Genomic DNA, 15,515 nt, shown 5'->3' on the forward strand with positions numbered 1-15,515 from the left:
ACCTCTTATATAATCTATAATTGATAATAACTATCATTATCATATATACAAAGGAGGAAGTAATTTGAAAAATAATTTTAAAGTTTTAGCTATATTAGTACTTATAATGTTAGTATTTGTAGGGTGTAGTAATGAAAGTCAAGATACACCTGAACCTAAGGAAGAGGGCAGTAAAGATATTAAAACTATTGAACATCAATTAGGAACAACTGATATTGAAGAAACTCCAAAGAATATTGTAGTTTTAGAATGGGTATATGCTGAAGATCTTTTAGCTTTAGGTATCCAGCCTTCAGGTGTTGCTGATATAGAAGGATATAATAATTGGGTTAATGTAGATGTAAATTTAGATGATGATGTAGTAGATGTAGGAACTAGACAAGAACCTAATCTAGAAACTATTGCAAGTTTAAATCCAGATTTGATAATTACAGCAGGATTTAGACATGAAGCTATATATGATAAATTAAACGATATTGCTCCAACTTTAGCATTTAATCCTTATCCAGAAGAAGGAGAATATACTCAATATGAAGAGATGGAAGATACATTTAATAAAATCGCAGAAGTAGTAGAGAAAGAAGAAGAAGCTAAAGAGGTGTTAGAGCAGTTAGATAAAAAATATGAAGAAGCTAAAAAAGAAATAGAAGAATCAGACTTAGAAACAAAAGACTATGTATTATCCCAAGCTTATAGCTCTCAAGATGTACCAACTATTAGATTATTTACAGATAATTCAATGGCAGTAGAAATATTCTCTAGATTAGGATTAAATAATAGCTTTGAGACTGATAATTTTGAACTATATGGTTTTGCTACAGCAACAGTAGAAGATTTAATTCCAGTTCAAGATGCTAATTTCATCTATATTGTACAAGAGGATGATAATGTGTTTGATAATCAATTAAAAGACAATCCAGTATGGAATAAACTAAGTTTTGTTGAAGAAGATAGAACATATTCATTAGGTGGAGACACTTGGGTATTTGGTGGGCCATTATCCGCAGAGGTAGTAGTGGATAAAGTTTTAGAGGTTCTTATTAAATGATAGAAAAAAGGAGATATAAAAATATTTATAATATCCTAGGGAAGGAATTTCCTCAGAGTATTAAACTTCTCTTTATATATGGAGGAGGAATATTAATATTAATATCTCTTTTAATACTTCACGTATCCCAAGGAAGAGTAGATTTAAGTTTCTCAGTAATATATGAGGCTATATTTTTTCCTAAGGATATTTTAGAACATCATCTTGTAAGACAAATGAGACTTCCAAGATCAGTGATAGGCATCATTGGTGGCGGGGCACTAGCTACCTCTGGTGCCCTTTTACAAAGTCTTACTAGAAATCCTCTATCTTCCGCTACTACATTAGGAATAAATGCAGGTTCTTATTTGATGGTTATAGTTGTAGCTGTTTTCTCTCCCAGTATTTTTGCGGGATATTCATTAGTGCCTTCATTAGTCGGAGGAGTACTAGCAGCTATAGGGGTATATTTAATCTCAGGAGGCCCAAGATCTACTCCTATTCAGATGACCCTTGCAGGAACAGCTATTTCATTAGTATTAGCTTCAATTACAGGAACATTGCAATTATTTTTTGAAAATGAAACAGCAGGATTATTTTTGTGGGGATCAGGAACACTTATCCAAAATGATTGGAACGGAATACAATTTTCTTTTGGATGGATAATGTTAGCCCTGGCTATTTCTATAATAATGAGTCATAAGTTTGACTTATTAGAATTAGGAGATGATATTGCCACTTCATTAGGACAAAAGGTTTTACTGATAAGATTTACTGGATTAGCTTTAGCAGTATTTCTTTCTGCTATAACTGTAAGTGTAATAGGACCAATAGGTTTTGTAGGCATAATTGCTCCCCATTTAATAAAACTAATGGGATTTAAAAAGCATAGAATTCTATTATCTGCTTCATTTCTATGGGGAGGAATCATATTATTAGGTGCAGATGTTCTAGCAAGGGGGTTATTTGGGAAGGCAGGAGAGCTTCCGGTAGGTTCCTTTACTGCTATGATAGGGGCACCCTGGCTCATTTGGTTAGCTTATAGAATAGGGAAAAAACAAAATCAAACAAATAATTCCTCTAAAACTAGTGTAGGAACAAATTTATTTGATTATAGCTATTATAAAATACTAATTGCACTGATAGGATTAATAATTATATTTGTACTATTTGGATTATCAATGGGAGCTTCAAATATTAAAATAGTTGAAGTTATAAAAGTATTAATAGGAAATGGAAATGATTTTTCCAAAAATATTATATTAAATGTCAGATTACCAAGGATAATAGTAGCTTTATTAGCAGGAGGAGCATTAGCTGTAAGTGGACTATTACTTCAAGGAGTTTTAAGAAATCCTCTAGGGGACCCGTCTATATTAGGGGTAAGTCCTGGAGCTGGATTAGGAGCTCTTATATTTTTACTTTTTTGGCCAGATCAACCAATAGAATTATTGCCTTTAGCAGCTTTTTCAGGGGCATTGATCGCTTCTAGTATTATATATTTAATAGCCTGGAGATCTAATTTTAAACCCTCCATGTTAGCTTTAATAGGAATAGCGGTATCTGCTTTTTGTTCTGCTGGGATTCAGATATTAGTAAGTACGGCTAAATTGGGAGTTACAGTTGCATTAACATGGTTAGCTGGAAGTACCTATGCTAAAGGCTGGGCTGAATTAGGAAATCTTATAGCATGGCCACTAATTTTAATACCTATTGCTTGGATCATAGCACCTCAACTAGATACCTTAGCTTTAGGAGATGATATGGCTAGTAGTTTAGGTATACAAGTGAAAAAAACTAGGTTATTTATTTCTTTAATTGGAGTATCTTTAGCAGCTTCTGCAGTATCTATAGTAGGAACTGTTGGTTTTGTAGGTTTACTGGCACCCCATGGAGCTAGAATGTTAACTAATTCAAATCATCGAAAGTTAGTAGTGTTGACATCTTTATTAGGAGGTATGTTACTAGTTTTTGCTGATCTTATCGGAAGAACAATATTTATTCCTAAGGAGATACCATCTGGATTAATTGTTGCCATATTAGGAGCTCCTTACTTTATTTGGCTTATGAGAAATTCAAAAAAGATAAGATGATTTTAAAAGGAGGCTAATTATGAGCGGCTTAAAAGCAAAAGATCTTACATTAAGTTATGGAAGCAAAAAAGTAATCAATAGTATAGATTTAGATATCCCTGAAGGGGAAATAAGTATATTTATTGGGAGTAATGGATGTGGTAAATCTACTTTACTTAGATCCTTTGCTAGATTGATGAAACCAAGAGAGGGTAATATAGTACTAGATGGTACTAAAATAACAAAGTGGCCAACTAAAAAGATTGCTAAAAGGCTATCTATATTACCCCAAGGACCTATAACCCCGGAAGGGATAACAGTAGAAGAATTAGTAAAGCAAGGACGATATCCTTATCAAAACTGGATGCATAAATTTAATGATGAAGATAATAGAATGGTGAAACAAGCCCTAAAAGATACACAAATCGAAGAACTTGCAGATAGACCAGTAGACTCTCTATCTGGAGGTCAAAGACAAAGGGCATGGATAGCTATGGTATTAGCTCAAGGAACTGATATGATTCTATTGGATGAGCCTACTACTTATTTAGATATGACTCATCAAATAGAGATATTAGACTTACTATATAAACTTAATAGAAAGCAAAAAAGAACTATAGTAATTGTACTTCATGATTTGAATTTAACCTGTAGATATGCTGACCATATAATAGCTGTGAAAGACGGAAAGATATACAACCAAGGAAGTCCAAAGAAAATAATAAATAAAGAATTAGTAAAAGAAGTCTTTGGAATGGAATGTGAAATAATGAAAGATCCATTATATGATACACCAATGTGTATTCCCTATAGCGGTGGAATTGCTATATAGAAATTAAAACTTAAATTAAAGAGTCTAGTCAAAAATCTTTACTTGACAGGATTCTAGGAAGAATGATATATTTTAAACATAAAAGTGAATATAATCTTCAGGGCAGGGTGAAATTCCCGACCGGCGGTAAAGTCCGCGAGCCATATGAAAATATGGTTGACTTGGTGAGATTCCAAGACCGACAGTAAAGTCTGGATGGAAGAAGATACATAGGATATAAGTATACATCTATCATTATATAGGTATATTTATACTACTATTATTGTTATCAAGCTCTGAAGGGTTACCTTCAGAGCTTTAATTTTTGCCAAAAGGGTAAAAATATAATTAATAAATATTGTAAAGGATATAATAAAATACGTGATTTTTTGTAAAATCAAATTAGGAGTGAGTGTATGGATATAAAGTATATGAAAAGTGCCATAGAACTCTCAAAAAAAGGCAAGGGTTATACTAATCCAAATCCTTTAGTAGGTGCTGTAATAGTTAAAGAAGATAAGATAATTGGAGAAGGATTTCATGAACTTTATGGAGGCCCCCATGCTGAGGTAAATGCCTTTGCAAATGCTAAAGAAGATATTCAAGGGGCTACAATGTATGTGACATTAGAACCCTGCTCCCATTTCGGAAAAACACCTCCCTGTGCAAACAATATTGTGGAAAAAGGTATTTCAAAAGTTGTAATTGGAATGAGAGATCCCAATCCATTGGTTGCAGGTAAGGGAATTGAAATTTTAAGGAATAATGGGATAGAAGTTAAGGTAGGAATTTTAGAAGATGAAATCAAGAAAGTAAATGAAATTTTCATTAAATATATAACTGAAAATAAGCCCTTCTGTATTCTAAAGACAGCAATGACATTAGACGGTAAAATTGCATCTAGTACTGGAGATTCAAAGTGGATTACTAATGAAGTATCAAGGCATTATGTACATCAGATAAGGCATAGGGTCTCTGCTATAATGGTTGGAATTGGTACTGTACTATCAGATGATCCTCAGTTAACTACAAGGCTTGATGATGGTGGAGTAGACCCAATAAGAGTAATTGTAGATACCAATGGAAGGATACCCTTAGATGCTAAGGTGTTAAATATAAAGTCAAAGGCTAAGACAATTATAGCCACCACAGAAAAAATAGATAAAGAAAAAATGAAAGCAATTAAAGAAAAAGGTGCAGAAGTTATCATTACACCTTTAAAAAATGAAAGAGTAGATTTAGACAATTTGATGTTTCAATTAGGAAAAATGAAAATAGACAGTGTTCTCTTAGAAGGAGGTTCTACTCTAAACTATAGTGCTTTAGAACAAGGTATTGTAGATAAAGTATTATCATTTATAGCCCCTAAGATAATAGGAGGTAAAGATGCTAAGACTCCAGTAGGTGGTAAAGGTAGGGAAAAGATAGAAGAAGCATTTATTCTTAAAAATATGACTATAGCAAGATTTAGTGAAGATATCATAATTGAAGGTTACTTAGGGAAGGAAGGTGGATAAATGTTTACAGGACTTATAGAAGAGATAGGTATAGTTGATAGAGTTGTTAAGGGTATGAAATCAGCTCAAATAACAATAAAAGCTAAAAAAATCATAGATGATGTAAAGCTAGGAGATAGTATAAGTACTAATGGAGTGTGTCTTACAGTTATAGATTTTGACAAAAGTAGCTTTACTATAGATATTATGCCTGAAACAATGAGACGTAGCAATCTAAAGAATATAAAATCTGGTAGTAAAGTTAATCTTGAAAGAGCAATGAAACTAGGAGATAGATTTGGAGGACACATTGTCTCTGGTCATATTGATGGAGTAGGAGTTGTTAAAGCATTAGAGGAAGAAGATAACGCTACTTGGGTTTCAATAGAGTCCTCTTCAGAAGTGATGAAATATATAATAAATAAAGGATCTATAGCTATTGATGGTACCAGTTTAACTGTTGCTTTAGTAGAGGGCAATGTTTTTAAGGTATCAATTATACCATTAACTAAAGAAGAAACCACTTTGTTAAGTAAAAAAGTTGGTGATGAAGTAAATCTAGAGTGTGATATGGTTGGAAAATATATTGAAAGATTTATGACCTTTGGAAAAGTAGATGAACCTAAAAATAATATAGATATGAATTTCTTAAGAGAAAATGGATTTGTATAAAGGAGGGTGCAATAATGTATAAATTTAATACAATAGAGGAAGCAATTGAAGATATTAAAGCAGGAAAAATGATAGTAGTAGTAGATGATGAAGACAGAGAAAATGAAGGAGATTTACTTATGGCTGCTGAGAAGGCTACTCCTGAGGCGATAAATTTCATGGCCAAATATGGTAGAGGTCTTATATGTACTCCCATGACCAAGGAAAGGTTAAGTGAATTAGATATACACCCTATGGTATCTGTAAACACAGATCCAAAGGAGACAGCCTTTACGGTATCAGTAGATTCTATAGAAACTACCACTGGAATTTCAGCAGGAGAAAGATCTATGACTGTACAAAAGTTAATAGATACTGATGCAACAGCAAAGGGCTTTAATAGACCTGGTCACATATTCCCTCTAGTAGCAAAAAAAGGAGGAGTATTAAAGAGGGCGGGACATACTGAAGCAGCAGTAGATTTGGCTAAGATGGCTGATTTATATCCTGCAGGAGTCATATGCGAAATTATGAATGATGATGGAACAATGGCTAGAGTACCTCAGCTTATGGAATATGTAAAGGAACATAATTTAAAAATAATAACTATAGCAGATTTAATAGCATATAGAAGAGAAAATGAATCCTTAGTAAAAAGAGCCACAGAGGCCACTATGCCTTTAAAATATGGAGATTTTAAAATAGTAGGTTATGTTAATAAGCTTAATGGTGAGCATCATGTAGCCCTAGTTAAAGGAGATGTATCTGATGGAGAACCCGTATTAGTAAGGGTTCATTCAGAATGCTTAACTGGAGATGCCTTTGGATCTCTTAGATGTGATTGCGGAGATCAGTTTGATTTAGCTATGAAGAAAATTGAAAATGAAGGTAGAGGAATATTACTTTACATGCGACAAGAAGGTAGAGGTATAGGTTTAATCAATAAAATCAAAGCTTATGCTCTACAAGACCAGGGTATGGATACAGTAGAAGCTAATATAGCTTTAGGATTTCCAGAGGATATGAGAGACTATGGTATCGGTGCCCAAATATTATCAGATTTAGGGGTTAAAAAAGTAGAACTTATGACCAATAACCCTAAAAAACTATCTGGAATAAGTGGCTATGGTATAGAAGTGGTTAAAAGAGTACCGATACAAATGAATCATAATGAAAGAAATGAATATTATTTAAAAACTAAAAAGAAAAAAATGGGACACATGCTAAATTTTAAGGAGGAAAAGTAAATGAAAACATATGAGGGAAATTTAATAGCTAAAGGTTTAAAATTTTCTATAGTTGTTGGGAGATTTAATGAATTTATAGGAAGTAAATTACTATCTGGAGCTATAGATACTTTTAAGCGTCACGGTGTATCAGAAAATGATATAGAAGTAGTATGGGTGCCAGGAGCGTTTGAAATGCCTTTAGTAGCAAAAAAATTAGCTAAATCAAAAAAATATGATGGGGTTATATGCGTAGGTGCTGTTATTAGAGGAGCTACTCCACATTTTGATTATGTATCTAGTGAAGTAACAAAAGGCATAGCCAGTGTATCTTTAGAAACAGAATTACCAGTAGTATTTGGAGTACTTACAACTGATACTATTGAACAGGCTATCGAAAGAGCTGGAACAAAAGCAGGTAATAAAGGATCTGATGCAGCTCTTACAGCTATAGAAATGGCAAATTTATTAAGAGAAATATAGGGTAAGATGAATATGTTTGAAAATGTCAAAACTATATTTTTAGACTATGATGGTACAATTCATAATAGTATAAAAATTTATGGAAATGCCTTTAGAAAAGCATATAGTTATTTGGTAAATGAAGGTGTAGCACCAGAAAAAGTATGGAATGATGACGAAATTTCCTATTGGTTAGGGTTTAGCAGTAAAGTAATGTGGAAAGAGTTCATGCCAAATCTTGATCCAAATATCATAGCTAAAGCAAGCAAAATGATAGGTAAAGAAATGCTCCGTCAAATAAATAATGGAGAAGCAGTACTTTACCAAGAAGCAATAGAAACTTTGAGATATTTAACAGAGAAGGGATATAATTTAGTATTTTTAAGCAACTGTAGTATAAGTTATAGAGATAAGGCAAGACAAACCTTTGGACTCGATGAGTACTTTGTTGAAATGGCTTGTTCTGAAGAATATGAGTATATTCCTAAATATGAAATCCTATCTAAATTAAAGAAAAAATATCCTAACGATATGGTGATGATAGGGGATAGATTTCAAGATATAGAAGCGGGGAAGAAAAATAGTATTTTAACCATAGGTTGTAACTATGGTTTTCATCAACCTAGTGAATTAGATGATGCTGATGTGAGAATAGATAATATAAAAGAATTAAGAAATATATTGTAATTGCATAGATAAATTAACTCCTCCTTATATAAGGAGGAGTTAATTTATTGTTTAAAGTAATAGAATTAATCCTTTATATATATCTTGATATGAGTATAATATCCATAAACTATTCCATAAGGTATTAAATATGAGAAGAATGTGAAAAGTAGATTCCACCTTGGATAATAAATTATTTTTCCGGAAAGAAGAAATACAGCTTCTAAAGCTGTTGCAATCAAAGAAAGTATTATTAAGATTAAAAAAGGAGATAATTTTTTATGGTTTCTGGCCAGGTAGATAAAAAATACTCCTATCAAAGAAAAATAGCCTAAGTCAAAGGGTAAAGCAGCGAAACTGTGCCATTTAACGGGTGTAAGAGTCCAGAATTTTAAATAAAAGCCAAAAGCATTAACGGTATGAGCTATAAGGCTAGAAAAAGGAAAAATAAATAATACTACCTTTTTATCCTTCCTATATATTAAATACATTAAAATCCAACTAAATCCTAATCCAAATACATAGTTAAAAACCATTCCTCAAGCTTCCTTTCTTTAATAAATAATATTATTTCTATTAATTAGTATAAGTAAGTTTATATAAAAATATTTTTATTCTTCATAGTGATTCAATTAGTTGTAATATAAACTTAACCTTAATCTAGTAAGACGTGGGTATAACTGTAATATAGATGTTTTATCAAAGTTCTTTATATATGAATATCATATTATAAAGGAGATGAAACTGATGGATAGTAAGAAAAAAATTATAATTGGTGTAGTATCAATTATATTTATAATATTAGTGGTTTTGATAATATCCATAGCATTAAAAGCCAATATATTATCTACTTTTCTAAATAAAGAAAATATTGATCCAATAGAATCTGAAACTATAGATACAGTAAAAGATGATAAACATCCCGGTGAAGAATCAGCAGATATTACTAATCCAAACTTAGACACTGAAATTGAAGATGAAAAAGAAAATAATATAGAAACCTCTAAAGAAGAATTAACCGCAAATAATCCTAAAGAATACACAGATAAACAAGAGTCGGATAACTCTCAAGAAGATGAACCAAATAAGGAAGAAGAATTAGAAAATCCAACTCACTCTGAACCTAAAGAAAAAGATATAGTTATATATGTAGGTCAAAAATTAAATATTCCCGGTAGTGGACAAGCAACTACAAATCAACCAGCTAAAGTTGTAAGTAGTGGTATAAACACAATCTATGATAAACAAATAGCATTGACATTTGATGCAGGTTGGATATATGAACCTACTATAGATATATTAAATGTCTTAGATAAATACAATGTAAAATCTACTTTTTTCTTAAGAGGATATTGGGTTAAAGATCATACAGATTTAGCTAAAGAAATAATAAGAAAAGGACATATAATAGAGAATCATTCACTAACTCACCCACATATGAGAGAAATGAGTGAAGAACAAATTAGAAATGAGATAAGAGAAACTGCTAGAATAATTAAAGAAAACGTTAATAAAAAATCTTATCTATTCAGACCTCCCTTTGGTGAATATGATGATAGAGTTTTAAAAGTATTAGGTGAAGAAGGTTATTCTTATGCCGTCATGTGGAGTATAGATACCCATGACTGGGCAGAAGAAATAAGGGGTAACAAGGTTACTACTCAATATATTATAGATAGAGTTTTAAATAATGCAAACCACAAAGGGATAATACTAATGCATATAGGACATCAAAAAACAGTGGAGGCATTACCGGAAATAATAGAAGGACTAAAGTCAAGGGGATATACCTTAACTACAGTAAATGAAATGTTAAAAAAGACAACTAATACTGATATAAAAGATAAAATATATATAGTTAAAAAAGGAGATACTTTATATAGTATTTCAAAAAGATATAACATAACAGTAGAAGAAATAGTAGAATTAAATAATCTAGAATAAAAAATGCCTTCTAAATTTATATTTGGAAGGCATTTACTTATATGTATCTTTAAAAATGATTTTACTTTTATAAATAAATAAAGGTAATGTAAATTGGAATGGAGAAATCAATAAACTAGAGTATTTACTTCAGTAGAAAAAATAATCAAGAAAAATAAAGAGTTAGAAGAGAAAGTTAAAATATTTATAATTTAAATAGAGGGAGTGCTTAATTATATGAAGAGTAATAAAGAGCATAAAATATTACAACCTAAGTATTGTGATAAGTTTCGGTGTAATCCAATAAAATGTGAAGAAAGTTGTTGTGAAAGATGGAAAATAATTATTGATAAAAATACATACAAAAAATACATCAATAGTGAAAATGAAGTAATCAAAAAGATTGTAGAAAAAGGTCTTTCTAGAAACGAAAAATCTATGAATGGCGATGACTTTGCAATTGTTAACCTTAATAGTGAAATGATGTGTCCATTTTTAAATCAGCATAATCTCTGTGAGATTTTCATCAATATGGGGGAAAATAGTTTATCAAAAACCTGTAAAAGTTATCCTAGAGCAATTGTATTAATGGAGGATGAAATAGAACGAGGATTAGAATTGTCTTGTTCCGTTGCTGCTGAACTAGCTTTATTAAATGACAAAGGAATTGAACTTGAGGAGATTAGAGATATCATAGAATTTGATGATTTATATGTAGTTTCCCCTCTTACTAAAGACTTGGAGCAAGTAGAAATGATTAAAGAAATAAGAACCCAAATTATTAATATCTTACAAACACGATCCATTAAGTTAAGTGAAAGGTTAGAATTTATAGGTTATTTCTTGAATGAAATAGTAAGTGATATTGATTTTTCAAGAAAGTATAATGAAGAATCACTATCTAAGATTAAAGAGGTAAATATTCTCCATGATGTAGAAAAATTAAAATCTACAAAAAAAGAATTTCAATTTAAAAATAACTATCAGTTCCACCATTTAAATACTATACTTTCAATGAAGTTTAAAGAAGGAGACAGTGTAAGTTTCTTTTCTAAGAGATATATAGAGTGCTTGATGCAAGTATTGGATGTGTTTTCCGAAGTAAAAGATAAGAACTTAGAAAACCATTATAAGATAAATTATGAAAAATATCTAAAACCTTACTTAGAGGAAAAATCCTATATTTTAGAAAATTATCTTGTTAATCATGTTTTTATTTACAGTAGTGAACTCTTTAACTTAAATAACATTTGGAATTCATACTTGAAACTATGTGTCATTTATGGGTTGCTTAAATTAAATTTAATAGGACTAGCTACTTATCATAAAGGAATGAATGATGATTTAGCACTTAAACTTATTCAGTCATTAACAAAAACTTTTATACAAGATAAGACCTATTGGCAGTCCGTGATTAAATATTTAGAAAAAGAAAAATTAGTTGAACTTAATAAGTTGATAACACTTTATGTAGATTAATCTATGGATAATAGAAAATAGAGTAGATCTTATATATGATCTAACCACCACGGGAAAAGATGGAGATGATATTATTAGAGTAATAGAATCTACGCATGGTGTCATGAATATAAAATTGTCGGAAGAATTACTGTAACTCCTTACAGGTAAAAAATTAGAAGATCTATAAGTAAATATATTCAAAAATGATTACATAATAGTTTGAATAAGAGATAAAATAATTATCTTAATCTATCATGTATTAAATTCACTCTCGGATTTTACTTAACTTTAAAAAATTTGATGAAAAGCAAATCATATTTTGACAAATATTACTCTGATATTATAGTCATCTAAATTTATTTAATCATAACAAATCCCTATATTATCATACTCTGCTTCAATAAATGCTTATAAAGGCTCGTTTTGAATAACATATTTTTTGTTTATAATATCAAAAAATATACAAAAGAATAATTTCCTAGGAAATAATGTTGAGAAAGCAAGAAAAAGAGAGAGGTTATGATTAACATAAAATACGTAACAAAAAAACCTTTTATTCTTTTTGAATATTGACATAATTATCAATTTAATATATTATCCAATTATAGTAATATTGATTATGAAAGGTGGAATGCTATCCGGCAACACTTGATGTTAGCAAATCAAATAACATAAGTGAAGCGCGGAGATGAAGGGTAAAGTCTTAAATTGAATTTAATAGGAGAACAACACTGTTATTTTTAACAGTTAATTGTTATACCTAAATTTCAATTTAGATTTTAATCCTTTATCTCGCGGCATAGTTTGTACCTGTTATTAGGGGCCGTAGATTAAAGTCTATAGCTCCTTTTTTATATGCTTTTTTTCATAATTATATTGCTAAATAAAAATAGGAAAAGAGGAAAGTGAAAATAATGTTAAATGGATTATTTAAATATCTAAAGAAACCAGAATTGTATGCATCCAACACCTGTAAGTTTTGGGATGATGAACATATTTCAAAAGGAATGTTAGAGGCTCATTTGAATCCTCAATGGGATGCAGCTAGTAGAAAAAATGATTTTATCCTGGAATCAGTAGAGTGGATTTCCAATATAGTGCCATCATCAAAATATAAAACACTTTTAGATTTAGGATGTGGACCTGGTCTTTATGCTGAAAGATTTTTTGAAAAAGGATATCAGGTTACTGGTATAGATTTTGCCAAGAGATCAATTAATTATGCTAAGGAAAGGAATCAAGATATAAATTATCTTTATAAAAATTATTTAGATATTAATTATAAAAATGAATTCGATTTAGTGACATTGATTTACTGTGACTATGGAGTATTGTCCAGTGATAATAGAGAAATTTTATTAAAGAAAATTTATGACTCCTTAAAGAAGGGAGGGAAATTTATATTTGATGTTTTTACTATAAAGGAATTTGAAGATAAGAAAGAGAATAATACATGGTATGTAAGTGAAAAAGGTGGATATTGGAAACCTGATAGACATATATGTCTAGAATCTCATTTTATTTATGAAGATGATATTAGATTAGATCAATATACAATAATTGATAAGTTTGGAAAGGTAGATATAATAAGAAATTGGTTTAAAGGATATACAAAGAGTACTATAATTGCAGAAATCAAAAAAGCTGGTTTTAGTAAAATAGAATTATATTCAGATGTAACGGGTAAGCCATATTGTGAAGAACCTAAAACTATGTGTATTGTGGTTGAAAAATAAAATAAATATTATAGATTATTTTAGGAGGGGTAATTTTGAAAATTTATGAAACTGATAGGTTATACCTTAGAACCTTAAACATAGAAGATATTGACTCTGTAATGAGCTTCTGGGGAGATGAAGAAGTTATGAAATATTGTGGAGGAGCAGGGAATAGAGAACAGGAGATGAAATCTCTCAAGTTTTACATAAATCTTCAAAAGGAAAAAGGACACTCTCCCTATGCAATAATTTTAAAAGAAAATAATGAAGTAATAGGGGTATGTGGATTTAATCCTCCTGATAATAATGAAGATATAGAATTAGTCTATCACTTTGCAAAAGGATACTGGGGAAAAGGATACGCAACTGAGGCAGCTATAGCTTGTGTGAATTATGCAAGAAAATATTTAAATAGGGATACAATAGTTGCTTTTATCGATCCTTCAAATAAATCTTCTGAAAATATTTTAATAAAATTAGGTTTTATATTTAAAGGTGTGAAGTGGCATGGAGGAAGTAAGAATGAAGATCTGTATTTTGAACTCACTTTATAGTAGTATTAGGAGGCGAGAATATGTAAGATAATTTGTAGATAAGAAATTGAAAAAGATATTGAAAAGTTTATAAGTATAGGGATGAAAGATGACGAATCATTGACAGAATAATGTGATTTTTTATATAATTTTTATAATAAGGAATATAGTGTATGTAATTAGATAGTAGTTTAAATATACTTTTATATTATATATAATACTTAGAATATTAAATATATAGTTGTAATAATTATAGTATTTATAGTAAACTAAGCGTATGGAAAAGTAGAATTATGGGAGTGTATATAATTATGGAAGTAGTAAAAGTAAAAACAGAAGAAGGAAAAGAGAGATACTTTGTAGCAGATGATAATGGATTACCTATAGAGTCAATACTAAAGTTTATTAAGTTTAAGGATAATACTAATTATGCAAGAAATACATTAAGAATGTATTGCCAACATTTAAAACTATACTTTGAGTACCTATAACAAAGAGAGTTGAATTTTCAAAAAGTAACTATTGATGATTTAGCATTATTTGTGAATTGGTTGCAAAATCCATATAAAAGTCTAAAGGTCATCCCTACACACCAAGTACAAACAGCAAGAAGTCCAAGAACAGTAAACATTATAGTAAATACTGTATTGGCATTTTATGATTATATACTAAGGCACGAGGAATATAGTAATAATATTTCTGACAGACTAAAGAAGTTTGTGGCTACACCAAGTAGAAACTTTAAAGGTTTCTTGTATGGAATAGCACATGAGCAAAAGAAAGTAACGAGCAACATATTAAAACTGAAAGTACCTAAGTCTAAGCCAAAGACATTATCAAAAGAAGAAATAGGGACACTTATAAGAGCCTGTAATAACCTTAGAGATAGGTTTCTATTAACATTGTTATATGAAACTGGCATGAGAATAGGCGAAGCCTTATCTTTGTGGATTGAGGACTTTGATATAAGCGATATGGTTATAGATTTACAAGATAGAGGTGAACTTGAAAATAATGCTGAAATAAAGACAGTATAAAGTCCTCGAAGAATAGACATATCTCAAAACTTAGCAGATAAATTTATGGAATATATAGCAGATTATCATACAGAAGAAGTTGAAACTAATCATATATTCATTAAGTTAAGTGAAGCAATAAATATAAACCTATGAATTATACTGATACAGATAATTTATTTAGAACATTAAAGAAAAAGACAGATATATATGTTACTCCACATATGTTTAGACATAGTTCATTAACTTTATTAAGAATGGCAGGATGGCAACCTGAACTAGAGCAGGGCATAAAAACATTTATACTACTTTAAACACTTATATACACCCTTCTGACGAAGAAATAACGAAAGAGTTTAATAAAACTCAAACCAATTTAGACTTAAACATATACAACGAAGGGGATGAATAAAGTGAAGGATTTACAGATAATAAAAAGCAATAAGCAAAGTA

General features: G+C 30.2%; 16 protein-coding genes and 1 riboswitch. Of the genes, 15 read left to right on the forward strand and 1 reads right to left on the reverse strand.

Annotated features, from left to right (window positions below; genetic code table 11):
* Positions 1–64: 64 nt before the first annotated feature.
* The 8 genes from GOQ27_RS10715 (at position 65) to GOQ27_RS10750 (ending at position 8,432) form a co-directional block, all read left to right on the forward strand.
* Positions 65–1,048: an ABC transporter substrate-binding protein gene (locus GOQ27_RS10715; RefSeq protein ID WP_203366862.1), complete on the forward strand. Its 984-nt coding sequence runs from the start codon at positions 65–67 to the stop codon at positions 1,046–1,048.
* The gene (locus GOQ27_RS10720) at positions 1,045–3,120 is read left to right on the forward strand and encodes an iron ABC transporter permease (protein WP_203366863.1); all 2,076 of its coding nucleotides are present in this window, start codon (positions 1,045–1,047) and stop codon (positions 3,118–3,120) included. The genes GOQ27_RS10715 and GOQ27_RS10720 overlap by 4 nt, the downstream gene beginning before the upstream one ends.
* A 19-nt stretch (positions 3,121–3,139) precedes the next feature.
* A complete protein-coding gene (locus tag GOQ27_RS10725) occupies positions 3,140–3,931 on the forward strand; it encodes an ABC transporter ATP-binding protein (RefSeq protein WP_203366864.1) in 792 nt (263 codons plus the stop codon).
* An 89-nt stretch (positions 3,932–4,020) separates the two neighbouring features.
* Positions 4,021–4,142: riboswitch (FMN riboswitch) on the forward strand.
* 184 nt (positions 4,143–4,326) lie between these two features.
* On the forward strand, positions 4,327–5,427 hold the full coding sequence (gene ribD / locus GOQ27_RS10730; RefSeq protein ID WP_203366865.1) for a bifunctional diaminohydroxyphosphoribosylaminopyrimidine deaminase/5-amino-6-(5-phosphoribosylamino)uracil reductase RibD: 1,101 nt from the start codon (positions 4,327–4,329) through the stop codon (positions 5,425–5,427).
* Positions 5,428–6,078 (forward strand): riboflavin synthase, encoded by a 651-nt coding sequence (gene ribE / locus GOQ27_RS10735; RefSeq protein ID WP_203366866.1) that lies wholly within the window; start codon positions 5,428–5,430, stop codon positions 6,076–6,078.
* Between the two features lie 14 nt (positions 6,079–6,092).
* A complete protein-coding gene (locus tag GOQ27_RS10740) occupies positions 6,093–7,304 on the forward strand; it encodes a bifunctional 3,4-dihydroxy-2-butanone-4-phosphate synthase/GTP cyclohydrolase II (protein ID WP_203366867.1) in 1,212 nt (403 codons plus the stop codon).
* Positions 7,305–7,766 (forward strand): 6,7-dimethyl-8-ribityllumazine synthase, encoded by a 462-nt coding sequence (ribH, locus tag GOQ27_RS10745; RefSeq protein WP_203366868.1) that lies wholly within the window; start codon positions 7,305–7,307, stop codon positions 7,764–7,766.
* Positions 7,767–7,772: 6 nt separating this feature from the next.
* Positions 7,773–8,432, forward strand: a complete 660-nt coding sequence (locus GOQ27_RS10750) for an HAD family hydrolase (protein WP_203366869.1) — start codon at positions 7,773–7,775, stop codon at positions 8,430–8,432.
* Between the two features lie 65 nt (positions 8,433–8,497).
* On the opposite strand, the gene GOQ27_RS10755 is transcribed toward GOQ27_RS10750, so the two are convergent.
* Positions 8,498–8,947, reverse strand: coding sequence for a CBO0543 family protein (locus GOQ27_RS10755; protein ID WP_203366870.1), 450 nt, complete (start codon positions 8,945–8,947; stop codon positions 8,498–8,500).
* 211 nt (positions 8,948–9,158) lie between these two features.
* Between GOQ27_RS10755 and GOQ27_RS10760 the strand changes: the two genes are divergently transcribed.
* From GOQ27_RS10760 to GOQ27_RS17630, 7 genes are all read left to right on the forward strand, one after another.
* Positions 9,159–10,355, forward strand: a complete 1,197-nt coding sequence (locus tag GOQ27_RS10760; protein ID WP_203366871.1) for a polysaccharide deacetylase family protein — start codon at positions 9,159–9,161, stop codon at positions 10,353–10,355.
* 216 nt (positions 10,356–10,571) lie between these two features.
* On the forward strand, positions 10,572–11,813 hold the full coding sequence (fliB, locus tag GOQ27_RS10765) for a flagellin lysine-N-methylase (RefSeq protein ID WP_203366872.1): 1,242 nt from the start codon (positions 10,572–10,574) through the stop codon (positions 11,811–11,813).
* A gap of 896 nt (positions 11,814–12,709) precedes the next feature.
* Complete coding sequence (locus GOQ27_RS10770) at positions 12,710–13,531, forward strand: class I SAM-dependent methyltransferase (protein WP_203366925.1); 822 nt, start codon at positions 12,710–12,712, stop codon at positions 13,529–13,531.
* A gap of 35 nt (positions 13,532–13,566) precedes the next feature.
* Complete coding sequence (locus GOQ27_RS10775; RefSeq protein ID WP_203366873.1) at positions 13,567–14,067, forward strand: GNAT family N-acetyltransferase; 501 nt, start codon at positions 13,567–13,569, stop codon at positions 14,065–14,067.
* A gap of 290 nt (positions 14,068–14,357) precedes the next feature.
* Entirely contained in the window at positions 14,358–14,537 is a 180-nt protein-coding gene (locus GOQ27_RS17620; RefSeq protein ID WP_484477121.1) for a hypothetical protein, read from the forward strand.
* A 9-nt stretch (positions 14,538–14,546) separates the two neighbouring features.
* The gene (locus GOQ27_RS17625; protein WP_484477122.1) at positions 14,547–15,083 is read left to right on the forward strand and encodes a tyrosine-type recombinase/integrase; all 537 of its coding nucleotides are present in this window, start codon (positions 14,547–14,549) and stop codon (positions 15,081–15,083) included.
* Positions 15,084–15,214: 131 nt separating this feature from the next.
* The gene (locus GOQ27_RS17630; protein WP_484477123.1) at positions 15,215–15,376 is read left to right on the forward strand and encodes a hypothetical protein; all 162 of its coding nucleotides are present in this window, start codon (positions 15,215–15,217) and stop codon (positions 15,374–15,376) included.
* Positions 15,377–15,515 lie beyond the last annotated feature (139 nt).

Origin of the sequence: Anaeromonas frigoriresistens (assembly GCF_016820655.1) — a bacterium.
In the GTDB taxonomy this organism is placed as follows: Bacteria; Bacillota; Clostridia; order Tissierellales; family SIT17; genus Anaeromonas; species Anaeromonas frigoriresistens.

Excerpts from the sequence above, each read along its gene's own strand:
- GOQ27_RS10720 (WP_203366863.1), top strand. The coding sequence starts at position 1,045 with ATGATAGAAAAAAGGAGATATAAAAATATTTATAATATCCTAGGGAAG.
- GOQ27_RS10725 (WP_203366864.1), top strand. The coding sequence starts at position 3,140 with ATGAGCGGCTTAAAAGCAAAAGATCTTACATTAAGTTATGGAAGCAAA.
- ribD (WP_203366865.1), top strand. The coding sequence starts at position 4,327 with ATGGATATAAAGTATATGAAAAGTGCCATAGAACTCTCAAAAAAAGGC.
- ribE (WP_203366866.1), top strand. The coding sequence starts at position 5,428 with ATGTTTACAGGACTTATAGAAGAGATAGGTATAGTTGATAGAGTTGTT.
- GOQ27_RS10740 (WP_203366867.1), top strand. The coding sequence starts at position 6,093 with ATGTATAAATTTAATACAATAGAGGAAGCAATTGAAGATATTAAAGCA.
- ribH (WP_203366868.1), top strand. The coding sequence starts at position 7,305 with ATGAAAACATATGAGGGAAATTTAATAGCTAAAGGTTTAAAATTTTCT.
- GOQ27_RS10750 (WP_203366869.1), top strand. The coding sequence starts at position 7,773 with ATGAATATGTTTGAAAATGTCAAAACTATATTTTTAGACTATGATGGT.
- GOQ27_RS10755 (WP_203366870.1), bottom strand. The coding sequence starts at position 8,947 with ATGGTTTTTAACTATGTATTTGGATTAGGATTTAGTTGGATTTTAATG.
- GOQ27_RS10760 (WP_203366871.1), top strand. The coding sequence starts at position 9,159 with ATGGATAGTAAGAAAAAAATTATAATTGGTGTAGTATCAATTATATTT.
- fliB (WP_203366872.1), top strand. The coding sequence starts at position 10,572 with ATGAAGAGTAATAAAGAGCATAAAATATTACAACCTAAGTATTGTGAT.
- GOQ27_RS10770 (WP_203366925.1), top strand. The coding sequence starts at position 12,710 with ATGTTAAATGGATTATTTAAATATCTAAAGAAACCAGAATTGTATGCA.
- GOQ27_RS17620 (WP_484477121.1), top strand. The coding sequence starts at position 14,358 with ATGGAAGTAGTAAAAGTAAAAACAGAAGAAGGAAAAGAGAGATACTTT.
- GOQ27_RS17630 (WP_484477123.1), top strand. The coding sequence starts at position 15,215 with ATGAATTATACTGATACAGATAATTTATTTAGAACATTAAAGAAAAAG.